Annotated in this window: 20 protein-coding genes; 9 read left to right on the forward strand and 11 right to left on the reverse strand. The window is 39.8% G+C overall.

The features are described from left to right. Positions 1-49 precede the first annotated feature (49 nt). From VXS03_RS05950 to VXS03_RS05965, 4 genes are all read left to right on the forward strand, one after another. Positions 50-598: an NAD(P)H nitroreductase gene (locus VXS03_RS05950; protein ID WP_327762561.1), complete on the forward strand. Its 549-nt coding sequence runs from the start codon at positions 50-52 to the stop codon at positions 596-598. Between the two features lie 258 nt (positions 599-856). After that, complete coding sequence (gene selD / locus VXS03_RS05955) at positions 857-1,891, forward strand: selenide, water dikinase SelD (protein ID WP_327762562.1); 1,035 nt, start codon at positions 857-859, stop codon at positions 1,889-1,891. After that, entirely contained in the window at positions 1,891-2,979 is a 1,089-nt protein-coding gene (gene mnmH / locus VXS03_RS05960; RefSeq protein WP_327762563.1) for a tRNA 2-selenouridine(34) synthase MnmH, read from the forward strand. Before selD ends, mnmH begins: the two co-directional genes overlap by 1 nt. Positions 2,980-3,193: 214 nt before the next feature. Then, positions 3,194-5,152 (forward strand): DNA topoisomerase III, encoded by a 1,959-nt coding sequence (locus tag VXS03_RS05965; RefSeq protein ID WP_327762564.1) that lies wholly within the window; start codon positions 3,194-3,196, stop codon positions 5,150-5,152. A gap of 51 nt (positions 5,153-5,203) precedes the next feature. On the opposite strand, the gene VXS03_RS05970 is transcribed toward VXS03_RS05965, so the two are convergent. Continuing rightward, positions 5,204-6,835: a GGDEF domain-containing protein gene (locus VXS03_RS05970; RefSeq protein ID WP_327762565.1), complete on the reverse strand. Its 1,632-nt coding sequence runs from the start codon at positions 6,833-6,835 to the stop codon at positions 5,204-5,206. Between the two features lie 278 nt (positions 6,836-7,113). Here VXS03_RS05970 and VXS03_RS05975 point away from each other — a divergent pair, with 278 nt between their 5' ends. Beyond that, positions 7,114-7,383, forward strand: coding sequence for a hypothetical protein (locus VXS03_RS05975; RefSeq protein ID WP_327762567.1), 270 nt, complete (start codon positions 7,114-7,116; stop codon positions 7,381-7,383). 66 nt (positions 7,384-7,449) lie between these two features. On the opposite strand, the gene VXS03_RS05980 is transcribed toward VXS03_RS05975, so the two are convergent. Together VXS03_RS05980 and VXS03_RS05985 are read right to left on the reverse strand one after the other, a co-directional pair. Then, positions 7,450-9,318 (reverse strand): DUF3413 domain-containing protein, encoded by a 1,869-nt coding sequence (locus VXS03_RS05980; protein WP_327762568.1) that lies wholly within the window; start codon positions 9,316-9,318, stop codon positions 7,450-7,452. A 52-nt stretch (positions 9,319-9,370) separates the two neighbouring features. Continuing rightward, positions 9,371-9,589 carry a YejL family protein gene (locus VXS03_RS05985; protein ID WP_327762570.1) on the reverse strand — a complete coding sequence of 73 codons (219 nt, stop codon included), beginning with the start codon at positions 9,587-9,589 and terminating at the stop codon, positions 9,371-9,373. Between the two features lie 76 nt (positions 9,590-9,665). Here VXS03_RS05985 and yejK point away from each other — a divergent pair, with 76 nt between their 5' ends. Together yejK and VXS03_RS05995 are read left to right on the forward strand one after the other, a co-directional pair. Next, positions 9,666-10,679, forward strand: a complete 1,014-nt coding sequence (gene yejK, locus VXS03_RS05990; protein ID WP_080157942.1) for a nucleoid-associated protein YejK — start codon at positions 9,666-9,668, stop codon at positions 10,677-10,679. Between the two features lie 295 nt (positions 10,680-10,974). After that, positions 10,975-11,343: a nitrous oxide-stimulated promoter family protein gene (locus VXS03_RS05995; protein WP_080158162.1), complete on the forward strand. Its 369-nt coding sequence runs from the start codon at positions 10,975-10,977 to the stop codon at positions 11,341-11,343. 141 nt (positions 11,344-11,484) lie between these two features. Here VXS03_RS05995 and VXS03_RS06000 read toward each other — a convergent pair whose 3' ends face one another. The 4 genes from VXS03_RS06000 to nhaC all read right to left on the reverse strand — a co-directional run bounded on the left by VXS03_RS06000 (position 11,485) and on the right by nhaC (position 15,775). Next, the gene (locus VXS03_RS06000) at positions 11,485-12,609 is read right to left on the reverse strand and encodes a M20 family metallopeptidase (RefSeq protein ID WP_327762572.1); all 1,125 of its coding nucleotides are present in this window, start codon (positions 12,607-12,609) and stop codon (positions 11,485-11,487) included. Positions 12,610-12,697: 88 nt separating this feature from the next. Then, positions 12,698-13,159, reverse strand: a complete 462-nt coding sequence (locus VXS03_RS06005) for a YjiG family protein (protein ID WP_327762574.1) — start codon at positions 13,157-13,159, stop codon at positions 12,698-12,700. Next, positions 13,159-13,890: a nucleoside recognition domain-containing protein gene (locus tag VXS03_RS06010; RefSeq protein ID WP_327762575.1), complete on the reverse strand. Its 732-nt coding sequence runs from the start codon at positions 13,888-13,890 to the stop codon at positions 13,159-13,161. The genes VXS03_RS06005 and VXS03_RS06010 overlap by 1 nt, the downstream gene beginning before the upstream one ends. Before the next feature lie 433 nt (positions 13,891-14,323). Further along, entirely contained in the window at positions 14,324-15,775 is a 1,452-nt protein-coding gene (gene nhaC / locus VXS03_RS06015; protein ID WP_327762577.1) for a Na+/H+ antiporter NhaC, read from the reverse strand. A gap of 709 nt (positions 15,776-16,484) precedes the next feature. On the opposite strand from nhaC, the gene asd reads away from it, so the two are divergent. Next, complete coding sequence (gene asd / locus VXS03_RS06020) at positions 16,485-17,600, forward strand: aspartate-semialdehyde dehydrogenase (RefSeq protein ID WP_327762795.1); 1,116 nt, start codon at positions 16,485-16,487, stop codon at positions 17,598-17,600. A 73-nt stretch (positions 17,601-17,673) separates the two neighbouring features. On the opposite strand, the gene sodB is transcribed toward asd, so the two are convergent. Then, a complete protein-coding gene (gene sodB, locus VXS03_RS06025; RefSeq protein ID WP_080157936.1) occupies positions 17,674-18,264 on the reverse strand; it encodes a superoxide dismutase [Fe] in 591 nt (196 codons plus the stop codon). 330 nt (positions 18,265-18,594) lie between these two features. Here sodB and VXS03_RS06030 point away from each other — a divergent pair, with 330 nt between their 5' ends. Then, on the forward strand, positions 18,595-18,933 hold the full coding sequence (locus tag VXS03_RS06030; RefSeq protein ID WP_080157935.1) for a Grx4 family monothiol glutaredoxin: 339 nt from the start codon (positions 18,595-18,597) through the stop codon (positions 18,931-18,933). Between the two features lie 94 nt (positions 18,934-19,027). Here VXS03_RS06030 and VXS03_RS06035 read toward each other — a convergent pair whose 3' ends face one another. The 3 genes from VXS03_RS06035 to VXS03_RS06045 form a co-directional block, all read right to left on the reverse strand. Beyond that, on the reverse strand, positions 19,028-20,350 hold the full coding sequence (locus tag VXS03_RS06035; RefSeq protein WP_327762581.1) for a Na+/H+ antiporter family protein: 1,323 nt from the start codon (positions 20,348-20,350) through the stop codon (positions 19,028-19,030). A gap of 266 nt (positions 20,351-20,616) precedes the next feature. After that, positions 20,617-23,025 (reverse strand): VolA/Pla-1 family phospholipase, encoded by a 2,409-nt coding sequence (locus VXS03_RS06040; RefSeq protein ID WP_327762582.1) that lies wholly within the window; start codon positions 23,023-23,025, stop codon positions 20,617-20,619. A gap of 34 nt (positions 23,026-23,059) precedes the next feature. Continuing rightward, positions 23,060-24,322: an outer membrane protein transport protein gene (locus VXS03_RS06045; protein ID WP_327762583.1), complete on the reverse strand. Its 1,263-nt coding sequence runs from the start codon at positions 24,320-24,322 to the stop codon at positions 23,060-23,062. Positions 24,323-24,526 lie beyond the last annotated feature (204 nt).

Genomic DNA, 24,526 nt, shown 5'->3' on the forward strand with positions numbered 1-24,526 from the left:
CCTGCCTTATTATACGAGAAACAATAATTATTTTCATTTTGAGGTTGTTATGGACGCGCTATCATTGCTGCTTAATCGTCGCTCATTACCAAAATTAGTTGAGCCAGCACCTGCAGGAGAGGTTCTTGAGAATATCTTTCGTGCAGGATTACGTGCTCCTGATCATGGTGGCTTAACGCCGTGGCGTTTTATTGTTTCTCAAGGTGAAGGGTTAACTAAGTTAGCCGATATTTTAGTTGCTGCTGCGAAAGCGGATGATCTTGATGATTTTGTGATTGAAAAAGCCTCAAAAGCACCTTTTCGTGCACCAATGGTAATCACGGTTGTCAGTAAAGTGACCTCTGATCATAAAGTACCAGTTATAGAACAACACCTTTCTGCTGGCTGTGCCGCACAAGCAATGCAGATGGCAGCTGTGGCGCAAGGGTATTCTGGTTTTTGGCGTACAGGGTCTTGGGCATATCATCCCGTGGTTCGTGAGGCATTAGGTGTCACGGGTGAAGACATGATTGTTGGCTTCTTATACCTTGGTTCAATTGGTTGCCGTGAAGCGAAAGTTCATGAACGTGATCTGGCTCAATACGTTGAATATTTGTAATTACTGATATACAACAGATGTAACAATAACTCGTCTTTAACTCTTTATTGATGTGATTACAGAGTTAAAAAAGGAAGGTGATGGCTATTTTTGGGTGTTAAACCGTGAATAGCATCACCTTTTTTGTTTTTAATTGGTGACTATTACTGCCAATGTCGATTTGTTTTAATAGAAAATGACTGCTTTTGGGTTGGAAAGATGACAGTTGTCGAGGGCAGGAGTAGAATCGCTGGTTCTTTCTATATTTTGGAGCGTGTCATGGAAAATGTTCGCCTAACACAATACAGCCACGGTGCCGGATGTGGTTGTAAAATTTCTCCCCAAGTACTTGATACTATTCTTCGTACTCAATTAGCCCCTTTTGCTGATCCTAATTTACTGGTTGGTAATGAAAGTAAAGATGACGCTGCCGTTTATGATATCGGTAATGGTCAGGCAGTGATCAGTACCACTGACTTCTTTATGCCAATCGTTGATGATCCGTTTGATTTTGGTCGTATTGCAGCGACTAACGCGATCAGTGATATTTACGCTATGGGTGGCAAACCTATCATGGCGATTGCTATTTTAGGTTGGCCAGTAAATGTATTGTCACCTGAAATTGCGCAAAAAGTGATTGATGGTGGTCGTTCAGTGTGCCGTGAGGCTGGTATTTCTCTTGCTGGTGGTCACTCTATTGATGCTCCTGAGCCAATTTTCGGCCTTGCTGTAACAGGATTAGTAAGTACTGATCGTGTTAAACGTAATGACAGTGCAGAAGCAGGTTGTCATTTATACCTAACTAAACCATTAGGTATCGGCGTATTAACAACGGCAGAAAAACAATCTAAGTTGGCTGATGAGCATAAAGGTTTGGCACGCGATTGGATGTGTAAGCTTAATAAACCGGGTGCTGACTTTGCTGATGTTGAAGGCGTAAAAGCGTTAACAGATGTCACTGGTTTTGGTTTAATGGGCCACTTAACTGAGATTTGTGAAGGCAGTAACCTAAAAGCAAAACTTTGGTTTGATAAGATACCAACATTACCTGGTGTGTACGATTATATCGCTCAAGGTTGTGTCCCTGGTGGTACAGAGCGTAACTTTATGAGTTACGGCCACAAAGTGGGTAAAATGACGGATCAACAAAAATCATTATTATGTGATCCTCAAACATCAGGCGGCCTATTATTAGCTGTTGATCCAAGTAGCGATGCTGAAGTTCAAGCGATTGCTAAAAAACATAACATCTTGCTGGAAGCGATTGGTGAACTTGTGCCTATGGATGGCGATACCTTTATTGAGGTTTGCTAATGTCGCGTCCCAATTGCGAAGATTTCCGTCATCTGTTTGTGAACGATACGCCATTAATGGATATGCGTGCACCGATTGAATTTACTCAAGGTGCATTTCCAACCTCTCATAGCCGTCCGTTAATGATGGATGATGAGCGTGCAGCTGTTGGTACGTGTTATAAAAATAAAGGGCAAGATGCCGCGATTGATCTTGGCCATAAATTGGTTAATGGTGATGTTAAAGCAGAACGTGTAGCGCAATGGAAAGCATTTTGTGAAGCAAACCCTGATGGTTACCTTTATTGTTTCCGTGGTGGTTTACGCTCTCAAATTACTCAACAATGGCTTAAAGAAGCGGGTATAGACTATCCGTTCATCACTGGTGGCTATAAAGCATTACGCCGTTATTTAGTTGATACTATTGACGAAGTTGCAGCTAAACCAATGTCTATTGTTGCGGGTAATACGGGCAGCGGTAAGACTATTATGGTTAATGTTCTTGCTAATGGCCTTGATTTAGAAGGTGCAGCACACCACCGTGGTTCATCGTTTGGTCGTTATGTTACGCCACAGCGAACTCAAATTGCGTTTGAAAGTGATCTTGCCGTACAAATGGTTAAAAAATTAGACCGTGGCATTGAGCACTTTGTGTTTGAAGATGAAGGTAAAAACATTGGTTGTGTGACCGTGCCTTTATCGATCAATCGTGCAATGCAAGAAGCTGATATTGCGGTTATTGATGATCCAGTCGATGTCCGCCTAGCGCGCCTATTAGATGATTATGTTGTTAAAATGCAACGTGATTATGTGGCGCATTACGGTGAGGAACAAGGTTGGGTTTTATTTGCTGAGTATTTAGAAAAAGGTATGTTCAACATTCGTAAACGTTTAGGTTTAGAACGTTATGAAGTGATGTTGAAATCCCAGCAACATGCAGTGAAAATGATGCAATCTAACGGCTCATTAGCAGAACATGATGCTTGGTTAGCTCCTTTGCTAGAGCAGTATTATGATCCAATGTATACCTATCAATTAAGCAAAAAAGCGGATCGGATTGTATTTAGAGGTGATTACCACCAAGTACAAGATTGGTTAGCCACTCGATAGTTAATTGATATCTACCGATTTAATAAGAGCCAAATATATCTATTAATATGATGTATTTGGCTTTTTTATTGGGTGTTGATGTTAGTTATGATGATCTTGCAAGATCAATTGCAAAATGAATTCATAACCACTGGTTTAATATCCAGTGTTATGTTGCTGTTAGCACCCATTTTCGGTACAGTCTTACTATTACTCCTTTCAGATAAAGATCCCCATGAGTTGCTTATATATAGCTGAAAAACCAAGCTTAGGTCGAGCGATCGCTGCTGTATTACCTCGCCCGCATAAAAATAATACCGGCTATATTGAAGTGGGGAATGGCGATATTGTTACATGGTGTATTGGGCATCTGTTAGAACAAGTGGAGCCAGATGCTTATGATGCTCGTTATAAAAAGTGGCATTTAGAAGATTTACCGATTGTGCCACAGCAATGGCAATTAATTCCTCGAAAAGCCGCGAAGCAACAGCTAGCAGTTATTAAAAAATTAGCTAAAACCGCGACCGCAGTGGTGCATGCTGGTGATCCCGATCGTGAAGGACAGTTGCTGGTGGATGAAGTGATTGATTACGTCAAAATATCCAAAGCTAAAAAAGAAGCAGCACAGCGGTTGCTTATTTCTGATTTAAACCCCGCGGCGGTTAAAAAAGCCTTAGCTACTATGCGCAGTAACCGTGATTTTATTCCGTTATCCGTTTCAGCGCTGGCACGTTCACGAGCTGATTGGTTATATGGCATGAATATGACCCGTGCTTATACGCTACTTGGGCAAAAAGGGGGCTATCGTGGCGTGCTGTCAGTGGGACGAGTACAAACACCTATTTTAGGACTGGTTGTTCGACGTGATGATGAGATTGCTAATTTTGTCGCCAAACCGTTTTATGAAGTATTGGCATTAATCACTTATGGTGAACAAACGATTTATGCCAAGTGGCAGCCAAGTAAATCATGTGAACCTCACCAAGATTCAGAAGGGCGAGTGCTTAATCGTAAGTTATGTGAAAACGTGGTGGCACGGATTAAAGGCCAAGCCGCAGAAGTAACTGAATCTGAGCGTAAGCAAACTAAACAAGCGCCACCGTTACCATACTCATTATCCGCGTTACAGATTGATGCGGCGAAACGGTTTGGTATGAGTGCGACCGATGTATTATCAACTTGTCAGTCATTATATGAAAAACATAAAGTGATCACTTACCCTCGTTCTGATAGTCGTCATTTACCGTTAGATCATTTCAAACAAGCGAAGGATGTGTGTCGTGCGATTGCGACAACGGATAATCAGTTAGCTTCTGCAGTGGATAACGCTAATACATCATTAAAATCAAAAGCATGGAATGATAAAAAAGTGGATGCGCACCATGCAATTATTCCAACCCCTAAATCTTCATCAGTATTAACGGGCTATGAAGCTAAAATATACCAACTCATTGCACGTCAGTACTTAATGCAATTCTATCCAGCAGCAGAATATGCTGATGCTAAGTTAGTATTTACTATTACTAATGGGCTCTTTATTGCTAAAGGGCGTCAGTTAATGTCACCAGGTTGGCGAGCGCTATTAGGGCGTGATGATAAAAAAGAAGACAATGATTTAGCAGATAAAGTACCGCCATTAGATAAAGGTACGGTATTGGTGTGCCGCGATGGTGAGATTAAAGATAAAATGACGGAGCCACCAAAAGCATTTACCGAAGCAACGTTATTACAAGCGATGACGGGTATTGCTCGATTTGTATCTGATGCGTCATTAAAGAAAATATTGCGTGATACCGATGGTTTAGGCACAGAAGCAACGCGAGCTGGTATTTTAGAAATGCTGTTTAAGCGCCAGTTACTGCAACGCCAAGGTAAAGCTATTCATGCTTCAGAGGCGGGGAAAGGCTTAATTTACGCTTTACCTGATAGCTCAACTTATCCTGATATGACCGCGCATTGGGAGCATCAACTGCATGATATGGCAGATAGAAAATGTGCGTATCAACCATTTATGGCAGCGTTAGAACAACAAGTTACTGCCTTGATGGATCAGGTAAAAATCAGTGATGTACCACCAAGTTTACGTTCATTGACTTCACCTGAGTTTACCCCGCGAACGAAGAAGCGCAGTTATGCAAAGAAAGGGTCGGCAGCTAAAACAAAAGCTAAGTCAGCACCTAAGCGTAATAGCTAATTGATGATGCTGGCTTAGTTTTAATATGTATCAGTATTTATTGCATTATATTCATGCTGATAATTCAGGTAAAAGAACGCGGAAGCAGTCTTTACCTTCAGCTTTTGCTTGATAAAGTGCAGTATCAACATGTTTAAAAAAGTCATCATAAGTTGTCACTTGAGATGGAATGATCGTACTAACACCAATACTAATTGTCACAATGGCAGGGGTATTGTTATTTAATTCGATACTTGGAAATGGCAACGCGATCTTGTGGATTGCATTGAGTAAGCGTTGCGCATTATTGACCGCGGCTTGTTGGTCTTGTCCTGGTAACAACAGTACAAACTCTTCACCACCGTAACGGGCAAATAACGTTCCTGCTCGACGTTCAACTTTAGACAATACTGCTGCAATGGTTTTTAAGCATTGATCGCCAGCGGCATGGCCGAGTTTATCGTTATAGGTTTTGAAATTATCAATATCTAAGATAAGTAATGATAACGGTAATTCGAGCCGATTAGCTCGACGCCATTCTGTCATTACTGTTTCGTCAAAGACCCGTCTATTAGCGATATTAGTTAGTGCATCAATGCGTGATAATTTCTGCAGCTGTTCATTGGCTTTATTGAGTGCTTTGGTACGGCTTTGCACTCGTTGTTCAAGATCATGATTAAGCTTTATTAGATCATCAGCTGCACGTAGTCGTAAAATATGCTGTGAAACAATAAAACCATATTGTTTGAGCAGTTGATGATGATAATTATATAATGGTTGTCCGGTAATTAAATTATCACAAGCAATCCATCCAATAGGCGTATCTTCATCCCATAAAGCAATATAAGCACTCCATCCAAACCCTATTTGTTTTAGGTCGTGATATAAAGGGGTATTTTCTTGAAATGCAATATACTCTTTATCTTTTAATGTATTAGAGGCAAACCATTGATTAGGAATTTCTGAATGAAAATAAAATTCATCAACGGTATTTCCTTGAATATCAGTACCAAAAGTACCATGCATATTTTGTTGTTCATCAAATAGAAAAATAGCCATTCTATCGATATTAAGCCGCTTCTTTCCTTCATCAACAGCAATAAACAGCATATCTTTCATTATGTTGTTACGCCATAATTGAAAAGAAACCTCATGCATACCTTGAAGATGGTTTAATAGTGATTGCTGTTGTTCTTTACTTGAAAGTAATGCTTTTTCTGCATTAATACGGCTGAGGCTGTGGTGTTTAGTTGTTTGTTTTATTAATCCTGCTGTAATTTCGGCAGCAAGTAATGCCGTTAATATCGTTAGGTGTTTTGGTTGTAGTGTTGATGTTAATGGCGCTGCAATCGTTAAGTGGCCAATAATCTTTGAATGATATTTTAATGGAATTAATACGTAGCGATAGTTCTCTAATATATCAATAGATGCATTAGTTTTATTCGCATAGTAATGGATGTTTTTATAATAATATTCATTTGCTGTTGGTATTTCAGCTGGTGGAAAATAATATTTTATTCCTTTACTATTTAGTTCTACTAATAATTTCCATTCGTTATTATATTTAATAATTAGTTGCAAATGATTAATTGAAAAACTTTGAATAAGATTACGGCAGACTAATTCACAAATAGTTCTAAGGCTATGGGCATTACTACATTGTTTAGTAACTGTTTGATAGAAAGTTGCTATCTGCTCGTTCATTAATACTCTATTCCATGAGTCTGTTCGGGAGTGACAGGGTTATTGTTAACTATTATCTTTAAAATTAGCAGGATATATCCCACAAGTTAGGGATATATTCTTTTTTACACTGAAAAGTGAGAGCTAATTCATTCTTTTGTCACACTCATTCTTATTAATATTACAGCTAAATCCGTCATTATTATCTACTTTTAGGTCAATATAGGAAATAAAAATTTATATTCAACGTTTTTTCTTATTGAGGCTATTTGATACCATCATAAATAAAAGGGCATAAGATGAAACAACTATTATGGATAAGCATTATAAGTTTTAGTGTATTAAATGGTTGCAGTAGTCGCCATCAGCAATTAGCTGAGTTAGGATTTGAACGTGCTTATCTAGATGGTTATCAAGATGGCTGTTATAGCCGTGCCGTCGCGGGAAATACCTATCTTGATGGGTTTAGGCGGGATCCTGAGCGAATGGCTACAGTTGTAAAATACCGTAATGGTTGGCAGGATGGATTTGAACATTGCTATGCCGATAATCGCAGCGATTATTTGTAGTAAAAATCAGTGATTACAGCAAGAAAAAAAGCAGCTAGAAAGCTGCTTTTTTAGTGTTATGTAATGTTAATTATTCAGGTCGTTAGGAATATAAAATCGTTTTAACTCGTGCATAACTTGCATTAGTGTCGACAGTTTAGGTTTATCCTGATCCATTAACTGATATTTATCGTTATAAACTCGGTAGTTACCGTATTTATCAACGACAGTGGTGGTACCTTTCTGAATCACCACAATGTCATTACTATCACCGGCTAAGATCCAACGACGATCATTGTTATTATCAAACAGACTAATGCCTGAACTGTAATTTGATGGGTTAGACGCGACATTAAACAGCGACTCCATCAAGGTTGGCACTAAATCAAGGTTACTGGTTGGACGAGTAACAACTTGAGCTGGATGTTGTGGCCAGTGAATGATCATCGGCACTTTTATTTGGTACTGGCTGTAGTTGCTATCAGAGCCCCAAGTGTTATTACCAGTTTCGTTAAATTCAGTGCCATGGTTTGATGTCACAACCACGATGGTGTTATCCAGCATTGATCGTGCTTTTAACTGTGCAAACACTTTACTCAAAATTGTATCAATATGATAAGCCGCGTTTCGGTAGCTGTTTTTAAGTAATACACTAGAGTCTACTTTTTTATCGTGCAGTAAATTGCTGCCTAATGATGGCGTGAATTTAGTTTGATAATCACTACTTTCTTCATATTGATCAACGGATGTTAATTCAAGCAGACTAAACCACGGCTCATCCGCTTTTTGTTTCTCTAACCAATGGTGCCAGTCATTATAGGCTAAACGATCACTTGGCGTGCGTTTGCCATTATCAAGGTTATCAATCGTTGCTAGTTGTGTTTTAGAGAAAATAGCGTCACGATAGATTGGTTGTTCAAATCCTTCACCACTGAATAAGCCAAAGTGATAGCCCCGATTTTGTAGAGTATCAAGTAATAACGGCGATTTACCTTCAGCACGAATACTATTGGCATAGCCACTTGGTAAGCCGTAGAGTAAACCAAACACACCGCTATCGTTATTACTGGTACTGTAGTTATCAGTGTAATTAATATTCTTATCAGCAAAAGCCGTCAGGTTCGGCATCGTGGTCGTATTGACCATATCACTGCGCAAACTGTCTACCATAATAATCAGTAAGTTTTGTTTGGTACCCTTATCGATAAAATTCACTTTGTCGATTGGGTAACGCATCATTTCACTGTTATTAATGCCTTGTTGTGCTTGGCGTTTAACATATTCTTGGCGATCTAACAGCCCATGTTTTTCCATGAACGTTTTTGCTGTCATAGGGTATGACAATGGAAAATTTGAACGTTGCATCGTTACTGGACGGTAAAGGTTAGCATCCGCCCAGATATAAATAATGTGGCTACTTAGAAAGCATAGACCGAACACGATGGCGATTGGGCCTCCGACGTTTTTACGGGTTAGCTTTCTAAGTTTACGCCAGATCCATTCTGAGAATATCATCTCGATCAGGAATATGACTGGAACGACGATAAATAGATATTGCCAGCGCGTATTTAGCTCTGTTTTTTCACCGCTTAATAATAGATCCCATACCAGAGGACTTAAATGTAAGTCGACGCTTTGATAGGCATAGGTATCAAGTAGTAATGTGGTCAATCCTACCGTTGAAACTAATACCGCAAACACACGCATTAAACGCTGTGAGGGGATCAGAAAGCTGGCAGGAAAGAGGATCAGTATATAAATACCAAAGACAAGGAAACCAAAATGTCCGACCCAGCTTAATCCTAGATACAGTTGTCCGATTGTCGTCGTCGGCCATTCTGAATAAATAATATAACGCGTGCCCAATAGCATGGCAGCGATGATATTGAAAAAGCTAAACCAGTGTCCCCAACTAATTAGCTGGGAAACTTTGTCTTTGTATGTGCTGGCGACCATAAATGTCAATTCTTCTCAGTCTTCAATGCTATGTCTAACTATAAAGTAAGACTTAATCTTTTTTAATTGAGGCCTGTAGTGCTTTTGCAAATTTTTGTGCAAGAACTTCACGTTGTGCAACAGGGACGTTAGCATTGATAATGTTAGTGGCAATATCACCCACAACCATTAAGGCTAATTCTGGTGATGTTTTATGTTTTTCAAGAACATCGAACATGTCATCAATGATTTGTTCAACTTTTTTAGTGCTGTATTTTGAAGTAATTGGCATAAGAAATCTTGTTTAATGTTTAGGATAACGACTTATGATAACCTAGAGTTCAGTTTTCCTGAAAACCTTTTCCATTATGAGTCTTACACTTTCGAACGTCATTCTACATCAATTAGTAAAAAACGACCAAGATGATTTAGAAATTCATCTTAGAAATCAAACTCTTGATAATGATTCAGCAACGGAGGATCTTGTCGCTGAATTACATCGAATTTATAGCAGTAAAGGTACAAAAGGCTTTGCGCATTTTGCCGCTGATAGTGAGTTTGCTCATTGGTTGAAACAATTTCGTCAAGGAGAGTTAGATTTCCTGACATTTTCCAATCAATCCGTGCAACGTTTACAGGTTGAATTAGCTAAATATCCGTTTTCTGAAGCGGGTACTTTGGTGATGGCTGAATACCAGTCATTGGCAACAGACTATTTATTTATTGGTATGTTACCCACGTGCCATAGCATGAAAGTTACCGATCAATTAGGCATTAGTGCGACTGATTATCTTGATATTAACAAGATGGATATCGTTGCTCGTATTGATTTGTCATCATGGGAAACCAATCCAGAATCAACTCGTTACCTTACTTTTGCGAAAGGTCGTGTTGGGCGTAAGATCGCTGATTTCTTCCTTGATTTTATGCAAGCAGAAGTAGGATTAGACGTTAAAGTTCAAAACCAGGTCTTGATGCAAGCGGTTGAAGATTTTTGTGCGGATTCTCGTCTTGATAAAGAAGAAAAGCAGCAATATCGTAAGCAAGTTTACGATTACTGTAATGGTCAACTTCAAGCGGGCGATGAAGTGACAGTAAAAGAGCTGTCAGGAGAGTTACCTGCAGCGGATGACGGCACTAATTTTTATGATTTTACTTCAAAGCAAGGTTATGAATTAGAAGAAAGCTTTCCTGCTGATCGTACAGCGATGCGTAAATTGACTAAATTTGTTGGCTCTGGCGGTGGTATGACGCTTAACTTTGACAGTATGTTATTAGGGGAACGTATTTTTTATGATGCTGAAACTGATACATTAACCATCAAAGGCACGCCGCCTAATCTGAAAGATCAGTTGTTACGTCGTTTAAATAGCGATAATTAATAACGGCTGTTATGCAGTGTAATTAATAATAAATAAAGCCATTGTGAAGTATGCACTTACTAATTTTGCATATATCGCAGTGGTTTTTTGCTATTTAAAGTCCCGAAATTGAACCTCAATGGTGTTTTTTTATATTTGAACGTTGTTCGTAATTTATTCGAACAATGTATTAAAGTGCAATAAATAACCACAAGCTCGATTGGGGTTATGATTTTTGTCTATTAGGTTCTGATTTTCGCATAAATTTGATTTTTATCATTGGCACTGCGAGGGATGGATGGATAATGGCGCAACTATGATAGTTATAAACAATCATTCAGTTCGTTCGCAGCGTGAACTGAATACAGTGAAAGCGATGATTCGCCTATATTGTAAAACGTTGCACCGTGGAGCAGTAATGTGCTCTGAATGTGAAAGTCTTATCGAGTATGTTGAGGAGAGAGTAACAGGTTGTCGTCTTGGTGAAGAAAAGCCAAGTTGTATGCATTGTATTGGGCATTGCTATCAATCTGCCAAGCGTCTTCAGATGATCCACGTTTTACGTTGGAGTTATCCACATTATTTTTGGCGTCACCCATTTAGGGCTATACACTTTAAGTTAGACAATTTACGTAGTGTCCAAATGTCAGCCGCAAAAGCCGATATTATCGCAAAAACGAGTTAAATCCATATTGATTTTATTAAACCGATATTGATTTAACCTAACAACTGAAAAGATTGTACCTCTTTGTAAATCATGCCAATGTGGATTATTTACAAAGAAAAAAGGCTGCAGAAATGCAGCCTTTTTTGATTTTTTTATTGGTTATTGTTGCGCAATTTTCACAAGTACTTGCTGCAATAAGCGAATACGAGGCTCAATTGAAGCCAAATCTAACCATTCATCTGCACTGTGGAAACCTGCGCCAATTGGACCTAAACCATCTAAGGTTGGAATACCTAAGACTGCGGTTAGGTTGGCATCTGAACCACCACCAACTGCTTGCCATGTAATATCAATACCTAACTCCTTACCCACGGCTTCAACTTGTGCCATTAATACTTCCGTTTGTGGACTTGGCACCATTGATGGCTTGTGTGCTTCTCGCTCAACCTTAATCGTTACGCCATCAACAAATGGTGTTTCTGTTAATGTACGAATCTGAGCATCAACCGCCGCATATTCATCGTTATCCCAAAAGCGAACATCAACCACGACTTGTGCAAATTCAGGTACGATATTAGCGCCAGCACCACCGCTGACAACGCCAGCATTTAAGGTTGTGCCTGACTCAAAATTGGTCATAGTATTAATTGCTAGAATCCAATGTGCCATTTCAGTGATTGCACTGCGGCCATTTTGAGGCTCATTACCTGCGTGCGCTGCTTTACCGTGGAAACTTAAACGGTAACGAGCCATGCCTTTACGTGCTTTAACCAATGAGCCATCAGCACGTGCAGCTTCTGCAACTAAAACATGTTTAGCGTTAACAGCGACACTTTTTAGCCATGCTTCAGAGTGTAGTGAACCAATTTCTTCGTCTGGGTTCATGCACACACAAATTGATAATGTATCAAGTGCGCTAGGATCAAGATCGCGCAGGGCATAAACGACACTTAATAGTCCTGATTTCATGTCTGATACCCCAGGGCCATAAGCACGTTCATTATCATGTGTCATTGGGCGAGCTGCTGCAGTTCCTACTGGGAACACAGTATCCATATGACCAATTAACATCACATCAATATGATCAGCGTCAGGCTTATTACGTACTTCTAAGCCAGTACCTGCAATACCACAATCAATGCGTTTAACATGCCAACCTAAATCAAGGTATTTTTGTGCCATGATGGTTGCAACGACATCGATACCATCAACGGTTAAGGTGCCGCAATCAAGATTAATGAGTGGGCGTAGTTCTTCAAGGTAATTATTCAGAGAAAAAGACATATTAAAGACTCCGAGCCATTGATGGCTTATCGGTAACATAAAAAGAGAAAGCGCACAGGAAACAAGCCGAATCCAATGCGCTAAGCAATTACACTAATACGTTCATTACGAACATTGCAGCAAAGGCATTTAATACTGAAATAGCAATCATGATTGGAATGTAGCGACCTTCGGTACGAATTGGTCCCATAATTCGACCCATGTATTGCACCTGTGAGCCCATCAAATAAATAGCAGGAGCAAGAATGGCAATGTGTTCACCATTTAGAATACCTTGGTCAAACAGCGTAATAACTACACCTACCGCGCCACCCATTGACATCCATGCGCCGATCAACACTGCTGCAGCTTCACCTGGAAGGCCAAAAACAGCCATAATAGGTGAAAATAATGTTCCCATTACTTCTAGTGCGCCTGTGATCTGCAATGCTTTGATAATGACAAATGCCATTAATACGTTAGGTACGGTTGAGGTTGTTGCAATTACCCAACCTTTTTTAGCACCTTCAACAAAAATATCAGTAACCATAGGTTTTTTTGCCGTCGTCATTATGCGTTCTCCGTGCTTACTGTTGTTGGTTTAGTGTCTTTGTTGTCTTTGCCTTCAGTGATGTTTAAGTAGATACGGAAAATATTCGCACCCACAAATTTGAAGATAAACATAATAGCAACCGCAAGACCGATAGAAGAGGTTACTGCTGGTTCACCAGAGGCTGTGGTTAATGTAAACAGCACCGCACCTGATGAGAAGAAGTTTACAATCGCGGCACCGGCAGAAAACTGGAACATGGTAAATATATCTGTTTCTCGTTTGGTTAAGTGACCCTCATCCTGTAATTGACGAGTCATTGCCGCACCTGCATCAGTACTTTGTAGGGAGGCAATTAGCGCCAAACCTGAGTTACCCGGAATACCCATTAATGGACGTAGTAGAGGGGTTAATAATTTACGTGCGGCATCTAGCGCCCCGTAATGTTCAAGCACATTGATCATGCCTAAAGCAAACATCACTGTTGGAATTAACGTTAACGCAAAAATAAAGCCGTCACGAGCACCGCTACCGCCTTTACCACGAAATGAAGTTGAAGCAGCTTCCACACCTTCTGCAGTATCGTTAACAGAATAAACCACATTGCCAAATGAACCATTTAAGGTTGTAAAGTCAAATACGCCATACCACTGATTAGATTGTAATGCTCCTGAAAAGAAAATGACGGCAAAGGCGAGGGCAAGGTAGCTGCCAATGGTAACTTTACGGCCTTCTATTGCGTTGTTACTCATAGATATATCCTTATAAAACGTAAAATAAAAAATGGTTAACCAAATAAACACCGATAATTATTTTTATGGCTACGTTTTCAAATGTTGTATTTAGTGGTTAATTCGGTAATAGCGGTATTTTCATGAAAAACGAAGTTGGAATATTGACGAGGGTCAAGGTGTTGGATTGAAAAGTAAGTTTGATGAAATATGGATCTTATATTTGTGAACTGGCTCTATAAAGGCGCTGATAGTTGGGTCAATAAAGGGGAGTATTGCGACTGGGAGGAATAGGTGACAGATGGGGCTTTTAATAAATACCTTTTAGGTATCAAGTGGTTGGGCAGTGATTTGTTTGGCCGGAAAGTGTGATTTTTTATTTTTGTTTTAATAAAAAAACGCACCTCTTAGAAGTGCGTTTATCGTTTCTGTTGTAGATATGGCGTAATACAGTTTATGACGTTAAACGTTTCACTGTCATTAATTCATCTTCATCATCTTCAGCTAATTGTTCTGCGGTTGCTGGTGGGCAACGATCCACAAACCAACCCATGTAAGACGATACAATCGTTACGATAATACACACAAAGCTGAGCCACATGAATGGTGCGTAAGAGAAGGTAGCAACACCTAAGATACTCGCCATGTAGATACCATTATCACTCCAAGGCACCATGCCTGAGGTCAGCGTACCACCAAATTCGGCATTACGAGATAGGTTCTTACGTTGATAGCCTAAGCGGTCATAGTTCTTGGCACAAATCTTTGGCGTTAGAATGAGTGATACATACATTGCAGAACCAAAGACGTTACCTAAGAAAGCCGTTGCAATGGTTGATACAGCAAGACTGCCAGCTGAATTTACTTTACGTTCAAATAAACGGGCAATAGTTTGTAGTACGCCCACTTTATCAAGTAAGCCACCAAAACCTAAACCAAAGATAATAACAGCCACAGAACCAAGCATAGATGACATGCCACCACGGTTTAGGATTGCATCAATAAATTCAACCCCAGAACTGATAGAGAATGGTGCCCAAGCTGCATTAATCGCTTTGAGAGGATCCATGCCCTGAACCATCACAGCCCATGCAATACCTAGCAATGAACCAAATGAAATAACAGGGAAAGATGGTAAACGGAACGCTAACAGTACCAATACAATAATGACAGGAATAAAGGATAATGGTGAAATAACAAACTGTTTATCCATTGCGGCAATAACAGAATCTACTTGTGACATATCAACACTGCCAGCGTAGTGGAAACCTACAGCTGTAAATAGAATACCTGTAATAACATAACTGATAAGCGCAATTGGTAACATGCCTTTGATGTGCTCCATGATCTCAACGTTAGACATTGAAGAAGCAAGGATCACTGAGTCTGAGAGTGGTGACATTTTATCACCAAAATAACAGCCAGAAAGTACGGCACCTGCAGTCATCGGCGCGGGAATTCCCAAACCTTGACCAATACCCATCATTGCAATACCTGCGGTACCTGCTGCGCCCCAAGATGTACCTGTTGCTAATGCCGTTAATGAACAGATGATCATTGTGGCTAGCAAGAAAATGGAAGGGTGAATCGCTTCAAGTCCGTAATAGATGATGGTGGGTACAATACCGCCAGCAATCCAAGTACCTACTAATGAACCAACGGCTAATAAGATTAAGACCGCACCTAAACCGTTAGCGATACCTTTAGTCGCCGCTTTTTCTAACGATTTGTAATCGTGTCCAAGTTTAATACCTAATGCAATAATCACAAACCAACCGATATATAAAGCTAGTTGGATTGGCAAATTCAATTTTGAGGTAAAAGAGAATGCAAGGGCAAGGAAAATACCTAAGGCAATAATGACTTGCATTACTGACGGTAGTTTCACGATTGTCTGTTTTTCCATACTTCTAACCTTGTTTTATCGAGCTTGTTGAAATTGGGTCCAACCCAACCAATCAATACTATTTATCATTGGTTTTTAAATCGGATTGAAAAAGACGGCGCTTTGAACGGCGCTACTTTATCAAATTGATTTATCATCGCGATAAATAATGTTTCTTTCTGTGATCTAAGTCTTTTTGGTACCGATCTTTCGTAAAACACTGACTTTAGTTGTTCTTTTAGTGTTAATTGATGGTTCTTATGTTGTGTTTTATGTTTATTATAAAGTCGTAGTGTATCTATAAAAATCGCACAAAAAGCGATAGATAAAGTATAAAAAGCTATTAACTATAATGGTTGTGAACTATCTAGCTACTTAATCACAGCGGTGGAGATTATCAGGGAAAGGCATTTTTTTCAAAGATATGACAATGCTCGCTTTTTACTAAGTTGATTGCATAATCTAGAAATAAGCTCTTTAAATATACATAAAAGCTTGTTTTTTGGTATTTTATGGTTGGTTTTTGTGCGTTTTTTTGGTTTTTTATCGATGATAATAAAATCTGATGTGGTTAATAAGAAACTCAAATGATAAGGAAATCGTAAAATATGGTTATCTTAAATACAGATATTTTTTATTCATAATTGAAAATTATGCTTGTTTTTAATCTTGTAAATCTCTATAGATGGATAAAGATATTTCAATACAACAGGGAGTGTAGTTGCAAATGATGACAGTAGGTTTAGTGGGTTGGCGTGGCATGGTGGGCTCTGTATTAATGCAGCGCATGGTTGAAGAAGGTGATTTTGCTGTTATCGATCCGGTCTTCTTTACCACATCACAGGTGGGTTTAGCTGCGCCTAATTTTGGAAAAGATGCCGGTGTATTGCAAGATGCATTTGATCTTGAAGCGCTAAAACGACTTGATGTGGTTATTACCTGCCAAGGTGGTAGTTATACTGAGAAAGTGTACCCAGCATTACGTCAAGCCGGTTGGAAAGGTTATTGGATTGATGCTGCATCAACATTACGTATGCAGCCTGACTCAATTATTACATTAGATCCGGTTAACTTTGAGCAGATTCAGCAAGGTATTCATAGTGGTATTAATACTTATGTTGGCGGTAATTGTACCGTTAGTTTAATGCTCATGGCCGTTGGTGGCTTATATAAAGCAGGTTTGGTTGAGTGGATGACCTCTCAAACTTATCAAGCGGCATCAGGTGCTGGCGCTAAGAATATGCGCGAGTTAATCAGCCAAATGGGGGTGGTTAATGATTCTGTCGCTAGTGAGTTAGCCAACCCAGCGTCGTCAATTTTAGATATTGATCGTAAAGTTGCGCAAACATTGCGTGCAACAGATTTCCCTTCGCAACAATTTGGTGCGCCATTGGCTGGTTCATTGATTCCATGGATTGATGTTAAGCGTGATAATGGTCAAAGCAAGGAAGAGTGGAAAGCATCGGTTGAAACCAACAAAATTTTAGGTCTTCAAGATAGTCCAATTCCAATTGATGGTACGTGTGTGCGTATTGGTGCAATGCGTTGTCATAGCCAAGCATTAACATTAAAGCTTAAGAAAAATGTACCGCTTGATGAAGTGGAAGCGATTATTGCATCCCATAATGATTGGGTTAAAGTCATTCCAAATGAGCGTGATATTACGGTACAAGAATTAAGCCCGGCAAAAGTAACAGGAACATTATCAGTGCCTGTGGGACGTTTGCGTAAACTAGCAATGGGTGATGATTATTTAAATGCGTTTACTGTGGGTGATCAGTTGCTTTGGGGAGCCGCGGAACCATTACGACGTACATTACGGATTTTGTTAGCCGCTAAAGCTTAATTGTTATAACAGATTTAAATAATAAAAAACCCGCTTATTTTAAGCGGGTTTTTTGTCTTTGCATTACTGTAAATTAAGCGGCTAGATTTTTAGCAGCGAAATCCCAGTTAACTAATGCCCAGAACGCGTCCATGTAGCTTGGACGTAGATTACGGTAATCGATGTAGTAAGCATGTTCCCAAACATCAACAGTTAGAAGTGGTGTCATTTTCAGACCTTCTTCTGCAATAGGGCAACCTGCGTTTGACGTGTTAACGATTTCTAATGCGCCATCTTCAGTTTTAACTAACCATGTCCAGCCTGAACCAAAGTTGTTGATTGCTGAATCTGTGAATTTAGCTTTGAATTCTGCAAAAGAACCAAATGCTTTCACAATTGCATCTGCTAATTCGCCAGTTGGCTCGCCGCCGCCATTTGGACTTAGGCAATGCCAGTAGAATGTATGGTTCCATACTTGAGCTGCGTTGTTGAAAACACCACCAGTAGAAGTCTGTACGATTTCTTCAAGAGATTTTTCAGCAAGGTCAGTACCTTCTACAAGACCGTTTAGCTTAACAACGTAAGTATTGTGGTGTTTACCGTAGTGGTATTCTAGCGTTTCTTGAGAGATATGTGGCTCAAGAGCGTTGATTGCGTACGGTAGAGCGGGTAGTTCAAATGCCATTGCTCAATTCTCCATTTTAATTTTAGTTATTGGGCTTAATGCCCACGACATTACTTCTAGTAGACGTTGGCGCCTACTTATTATTTGAATCTGACCGTTTTATTTTAGCAAGTTTTTAGTTTATTAAAAGCATTATGCTTAAAAAAATACCCTATACCTCGTTATTGGTAAGGTCAATAACCACTTAATAGATATCAATATAACTAAGATTGCGCTTTATTGTTTAAAAGAGAACCTAAACATAATTTGAAAGTATTTTTATTGGTGACGATAACCAAGTAGAATGGTAGGGTTTATAATAAATGATTATTAAATTTGTACGAGGAAGCTATGGAAACTATCGATAAAATTAAGCAACAAATCGCAGATAACGCTATTTTGTTGTACATGAAAGGCTCTCCAAAATTACCAAGCTGTGGCTTCTCATCACAAGCATCACAAGCGTTAATGAATTGCGGTGAAAAATTTGCGTTTGTAGATATCCTTCAAAACCCGGATATTCGTGCTGAACTGCCTGTTTATGCACAGTGGCCAACATTCCCACAACTATGGATTGACGGTGAGCTAATTGGTGGTTGTGACATCATTTTAGAAATGTTCCAAAAAGGTGAGTTACAGACACTAATTAAAGAGTCTGCTGCACGCCGTGATGCACAAGCTGCTGAATAAATTTGTTTGCTTGTTAAGTGCGTAAGTTAGCGCTTATAAAAAAACCGCCACAATAGTTGGCGGTTTTTTGTATTTAATATTACGTGTTGGAATACTACAGTATCATTGATGCTATCCAACCAAAGGCGATCAATGGCAAGTTGTAGTGAATAAACGTTGGTACTACCGAATCCCAAATATGGTCATGCTGTCCATCTGCATTCAAACCCGATGTTGGACCTAATGTTGAATCAGAGGCTGGAGAGCCTGCATCACCTAGCGCTGCTGCTGTACCTACGATAGCAATTGTTGCCATTGGTGAGAAACCAAAAGATAAACATAATGGAACATAGATTGTCGCTAGAATTGGAATAGTAGAAAACGATGAGCCAATTCCCATTGTGACTAATAAACCAACCACAAGCATTAATAATGCCGCCAATGGTTTGTTATTGCCAATAACACCTTCCAGTGAGTTAACTAAGGTTTCAACGCCACCTGTCGCTTTCATAACTGCTGCAAAACCCGCCGCAGCAATCATAATAAAACCGATCATTGCCATCATATGCACACCTTTAGTGAACACATCGTGGGTTTCTTTCCACTTGATAACACCAGTAAAGGTAAACACCATAAAGCCAACTAAACCACCGACAATCATTGAGCCACTGTAAAGTTGTGCGCCTAATGCGGCAAAAATAGCACCTACAGCAACGTAAACATGGTGCATATCAATGGCTTTTTTCTCAGGTTCACTTGCAAGAATTTTTTCAACTGAGTATTCACGCGGCTTACGGTAGCTCACAAAAATAGCCGTTAATAAGCCAAAAATCATGCCACAGGCAGGTAAGATCATTGCAATAGGTACTTGGCTTGCTGCAACATCTAAACCGTTATCATGTAAATTTTTCAGTAGAATATTATTTAGAAAAATACCACCGAAACCAATAGGCAGCACCATATAAGGTGTGACTAAACCAAACGTTAAGACACAAGCAATTAAACGGCGATCAAGTTTAAGTTTGGCAAATACGTGTAACAGCGGTGGAATAACAATTGGAATAAAAGCGATATGGACAGGAATAACGTTCTGAGAAGAAATGGCAAGCAATACTAAAATGATAAGAACGCTATATTTAACACCTGTTGCAGCCGCAATGTTTTCATGGCCACTAATGTGTTTAATCACTTTTTGAGCAAGGACATCGGTAATGCCTGAACGCGAAATAGCGACGGCAAAAGCACCTAACATGGCATAGCTAAGAGCAGTTGTAGCTCCGCCACCTAAACCACCTTCAAAGGCAGAAATAGAATCGGTAAGGGATAACCCTCCGATGAGGCCACCAATAATGGCACTAAATGTAAGCGCAACCACGACATTGACACGCATTAAAGCGAGTACCAGCATGATGCATACGGCGATAATTACAGGGTTCATAAAACGTGAGTTCCATCCGTTGTTTGCATTATTACTTCGTTTGTTTGTCAGTGATAATCACTGCAACACGCGATTTAATTGTTATATATGAGACTTTGATCTCATATCTCACAGTGTGCTTGATTTTCAGCATTTGTCGAGCACTAATTTTATGTTGATATTTATATCTAACAACGGTCATATGAGAATATCATATTGTTTTATATGTAAAAAAAAAGCGAGTATTTAACTCGCTTTTTTTGTGGTCAGTTTTATTGAAATTAAATTTAAGGTATTGCCGTAATTACACTTTTATCGGTAATCGTGATGTTTTTACCCTTTGTATTTATAAATGATGCTATCTGCTGCTGCATTTCTTGTGTAACCGCAGGGCTTATTGTTGGATCTAGCAATGATGAATGGCTACCTTGGTTAAATAATATCGCACTACGAATTAACTGATCGGTAATAGATTGATTGGTTACAGTGAGATTAAGCTCGGCAATTAAAGGGGTTGTGCCTGTAAAAGGTGAATAGGGTTGTAAAATATCGGTACCCTCAACTGTAGCCCCTACAGGTGTCATATTTGGAATCGTCGCATCATCTTTTACCTGCGCTAAATATAATGCCGTATCTGAACTAACTTGTGGCGCATGGTTGGTGGGATCTATGGTATCTAATACGGTTTGCGCCGCATAAGCAAAGCGGTTAAAAGTGGCATAAATGGCGGTTAATGTGGCGAGGGATGCTGCATCACCTTGAGAAATTAGTTGTGTTTGGTAAGCATTAAAACACGCTGCCGCTGTTAATGATTGTTGCTCACAAAAGGTTTCAAATTCAGCATTACTACTGAGCATTAGATTACCTTTAACGAAATCACCAAAGCTGCCTGAATTTAGCAGTAGATAAGGAATTTCAGCACCAGGATTCGCCAATGCAAGCGCATTGATATCAAAATAAGCGGCATCTATTGGTGGTGTTCCAAGGGAGCGATTAGCAATATTAGCGACACTCACACCAGTAATTGCGCCTAATGAATGACCAATAAAGGTTACACCTTGGGTTGGATTTAAGGTTTTTAACTGCCCTAAATTATTGATGATTGTGTTATCACCCTCAGCAATCATCGCGAAGACCTTTCCAATGGTTGCTCGTAAGTTGATAACATCACTGCTGCTTTGACGTAAATTATCGCGGGCGACAGTCAGCGCTGATAAATTTAAATAATATTCAGGGTGACCATCACTGGCACTACCAGGGACACCATTTATGGTACGACTTCCATGTAAAGGGTGGTCAATTGCAAAAATCGCCTGACAATTATCATTAATAATATTATCTGCAAGTGCGACGACGGTGCTTCTTTGGCTAGTGATACCATGTAAGTAAATATTGGTACTGTTTTTTCCTATATCGTCACACTTGGTCGCGGTGGGTAAAATTAAAGTGTAATCAATATATTGTACTGATTTTAATTTGGGTAATGGACTAAAGCGGGTGATCAGTCGCTGAGGATCAAGTTGCTCACCATTTGCTAAAGTTAGTGTTGCTCCTGTTAATGCGACTAGCAGTTTATTTTGAACACTAGGATCTGCCGCCGCTGCAATATCTGCTGGAGTTATATTAAGTGCTGACAATTGCGCAATAATTGTTGCTTTATCTGCTTCACTACCGCTGGCGAGTACTGAGCTGATAATGGCGATGCTTGGCATACCGCTTTGCCAGGGGGTAGTGGCAAAGTTGTCGGCGCTATTATTTAAAAAATAGGGCAATGCAACGGTACCTGTGTAAATTTCCCCTTTGCCTGCAGGCGTTTGTGTTTTAGTGTCCGTGAGGTTAGAAAAGCTAAAGAGGTTACGTAAATCGGAGGTTGTCACGCTATCTTCAATAGCGCTGCCTTTCCATATTGTGTTTGCTCCTTGCTGAATGGCAAGTGCTGTCGCTGCTTTTACACTAAAGATCACATCGCCGACAGAAGCGGTGGTGAACCAACTGGAGAAAATAATACTGTCTTTATTGACGCCTATTTTTTCAAACTCGGCTTCTGTTTTGTGAGTGATTGTTTGAGCGGGAATTAAGGCCGGAGTGGGGGCTGTTGCTTGCGCTTTTAAGACCGCATAAGTATTACTCATGCCGACTTTATCACCATTACTGTCTTGCAGATCATCTGTGACAGCAAACATATAATTATGAGCGGGCTTTAATGGTTTTAATAACACGACGGTTAATGTGGTACCTGAGGCTGATAGAGTGAAGTCACCATTAGCTTGAGTGAGCTTCATTGGCGCTGTTGTATCACTATCATCGCTAGGATTATTAGATTCAATTAAATAAAAACCGTTATTTAAAGTGGTGGAATCAAGATCTTTCCCTACAAATTGCAACTGTATCGGTTGATTGGTGCTCCAGCCATCTGTTTGTCCCATTGCGACTAATGGATCACTAATATTATTAAGGTCGATGGCTGCAACCTCAGTATTTAAGGTGCCATCTCGGTTATCCATTAATAAATAAGTGGGTTGAACGAGGATAGGATTTTGTGGATCGCTGATTAAATCAAAGTTAATTTTAGTGGCTGCATTTATACTCTCGGTAATAGTGGGATCAAGAGTGGGGGCGCCTTCGGTTTTACTGTCGCCACCACAACCAATTAACCCTAAGCTTGTAGCTAATATCGTTAAAATATACTTATTCATATATTCCCTTATTAAATGTTGTTATTTATTGGGGCTAAAAGGCGTAGTTAAGTTGTGCAGCACCAATATAAGCAACGCTGCTGGCTGTAAAGCGGTCGTTGTTTTCTATAAAATCACTCTCTTTGCCATAGACGTAGCTAAAACCAACATCAATGCTTAGCTGAGAGTTATAGTGATACGTTGCGCCTGCTGAATACCAAAAACGGTCGGTATCAGGAATACTCAGTGTGGCTTTGCCGCCTTGTTCGTCATAGGCAAACCCTGCCCGTAACGTTACGTTGGGATGTAGAGTATAAGTCGTGCCAATCGCCCAGCGGAATGCATCATCATAATCTTCATCTTTTAATAAACACACTCCAGGCATTTGGCCACCAAAATTACATTGTGAGTTGGTGGCACGTAACTCTTTAAAGCTGCTCCATTGGGTCCAAAACAGGCTGTAATGAATGGCTATTTGATGGTTGAGTTGATGAAAGCCTGAGAACTCAGCTGTTGCGGGTAGCACGACGGGTAGTTTGCCTTTGATGGTGTTGCCTCTATTGCTACTGCCAAGCACAAGTCCAGAGTAGTCAGTAAAATCGCCTTTAAAATCAAGATCGACTTTAGAACGATAAGCAATACCAAAACGATTATTGTCGTCTACCTCATAAAATGCACCGATATTCCAGCCCCAACTCCAAGTATCACCTTCCATGTTGATTGTTTTATCACTGGGCTTAATTGCAGGATAAAAAGGCAACGCATTCTGACCATAGTGACGGTAGAGTTCAGCTGAGGCATAAACGGCATTGATTCCCACGCCAAGGCTTAATTGCTCGGTGACTTTATAAGCGACACTGGGGTTTAAATTAATGGCAACTAATGAGGTTTTTCCCGCTGAAGTGCCATCATAAAAATCGGCAGGATAATCGGTGGTTACGCCATAACCTGAAAATAAAGCGACACCCCAAGAGAGACGATCATTGATGGGCATCACAAAGTAACTGGCAGGCACGAAAGCCATTGGTGCAACATTTTTAGCGGTTTGGACACCATTGGGAGCGTCATGGGCGGTAATATCAATATCTGGTGCAACAATACTGCCGACGACTGAAACCGCGATTGTATCAAAGTGCGTCATTGCGGCTGGGTTTCGAGAAATAACAGCTGGATTATCGGCGATGGCGGCTTCTCCAGCAAAGGCTCGGCCTAAACCTGATGCTGATTGTTCTGATACTTGAAACCCCGCAGCAAAGGCGGAAGTGGCGGTAAGACTGCTACAAAGAGCAAGGGAAATATAACGTATATTTACGGACATTATTCTGCCTCTCAACGATCATTATTTCATTTTTTATTCATCCATGAGGAAAAACAAAACGCATTACAGATTGAGTATAAGAGTAATGTTGTATATTTGTTAAATTATGCGAGCTAATTATTAATTTTGATAATTATTTTCAATGAAAGGTGTGAAGGTAACTAGTGAAGGAGTGTTGCGGGCATAAAAAAACCCATACTAAGA

The organism is Photobacterium sp. S4TG1, from assembly GCF_036040035.1.
Lineage (GTDB): Bacteria > Pseudomonadota > Gammaproteobacteria > Enterobacterales > Vibrionaceae > Photobacterium.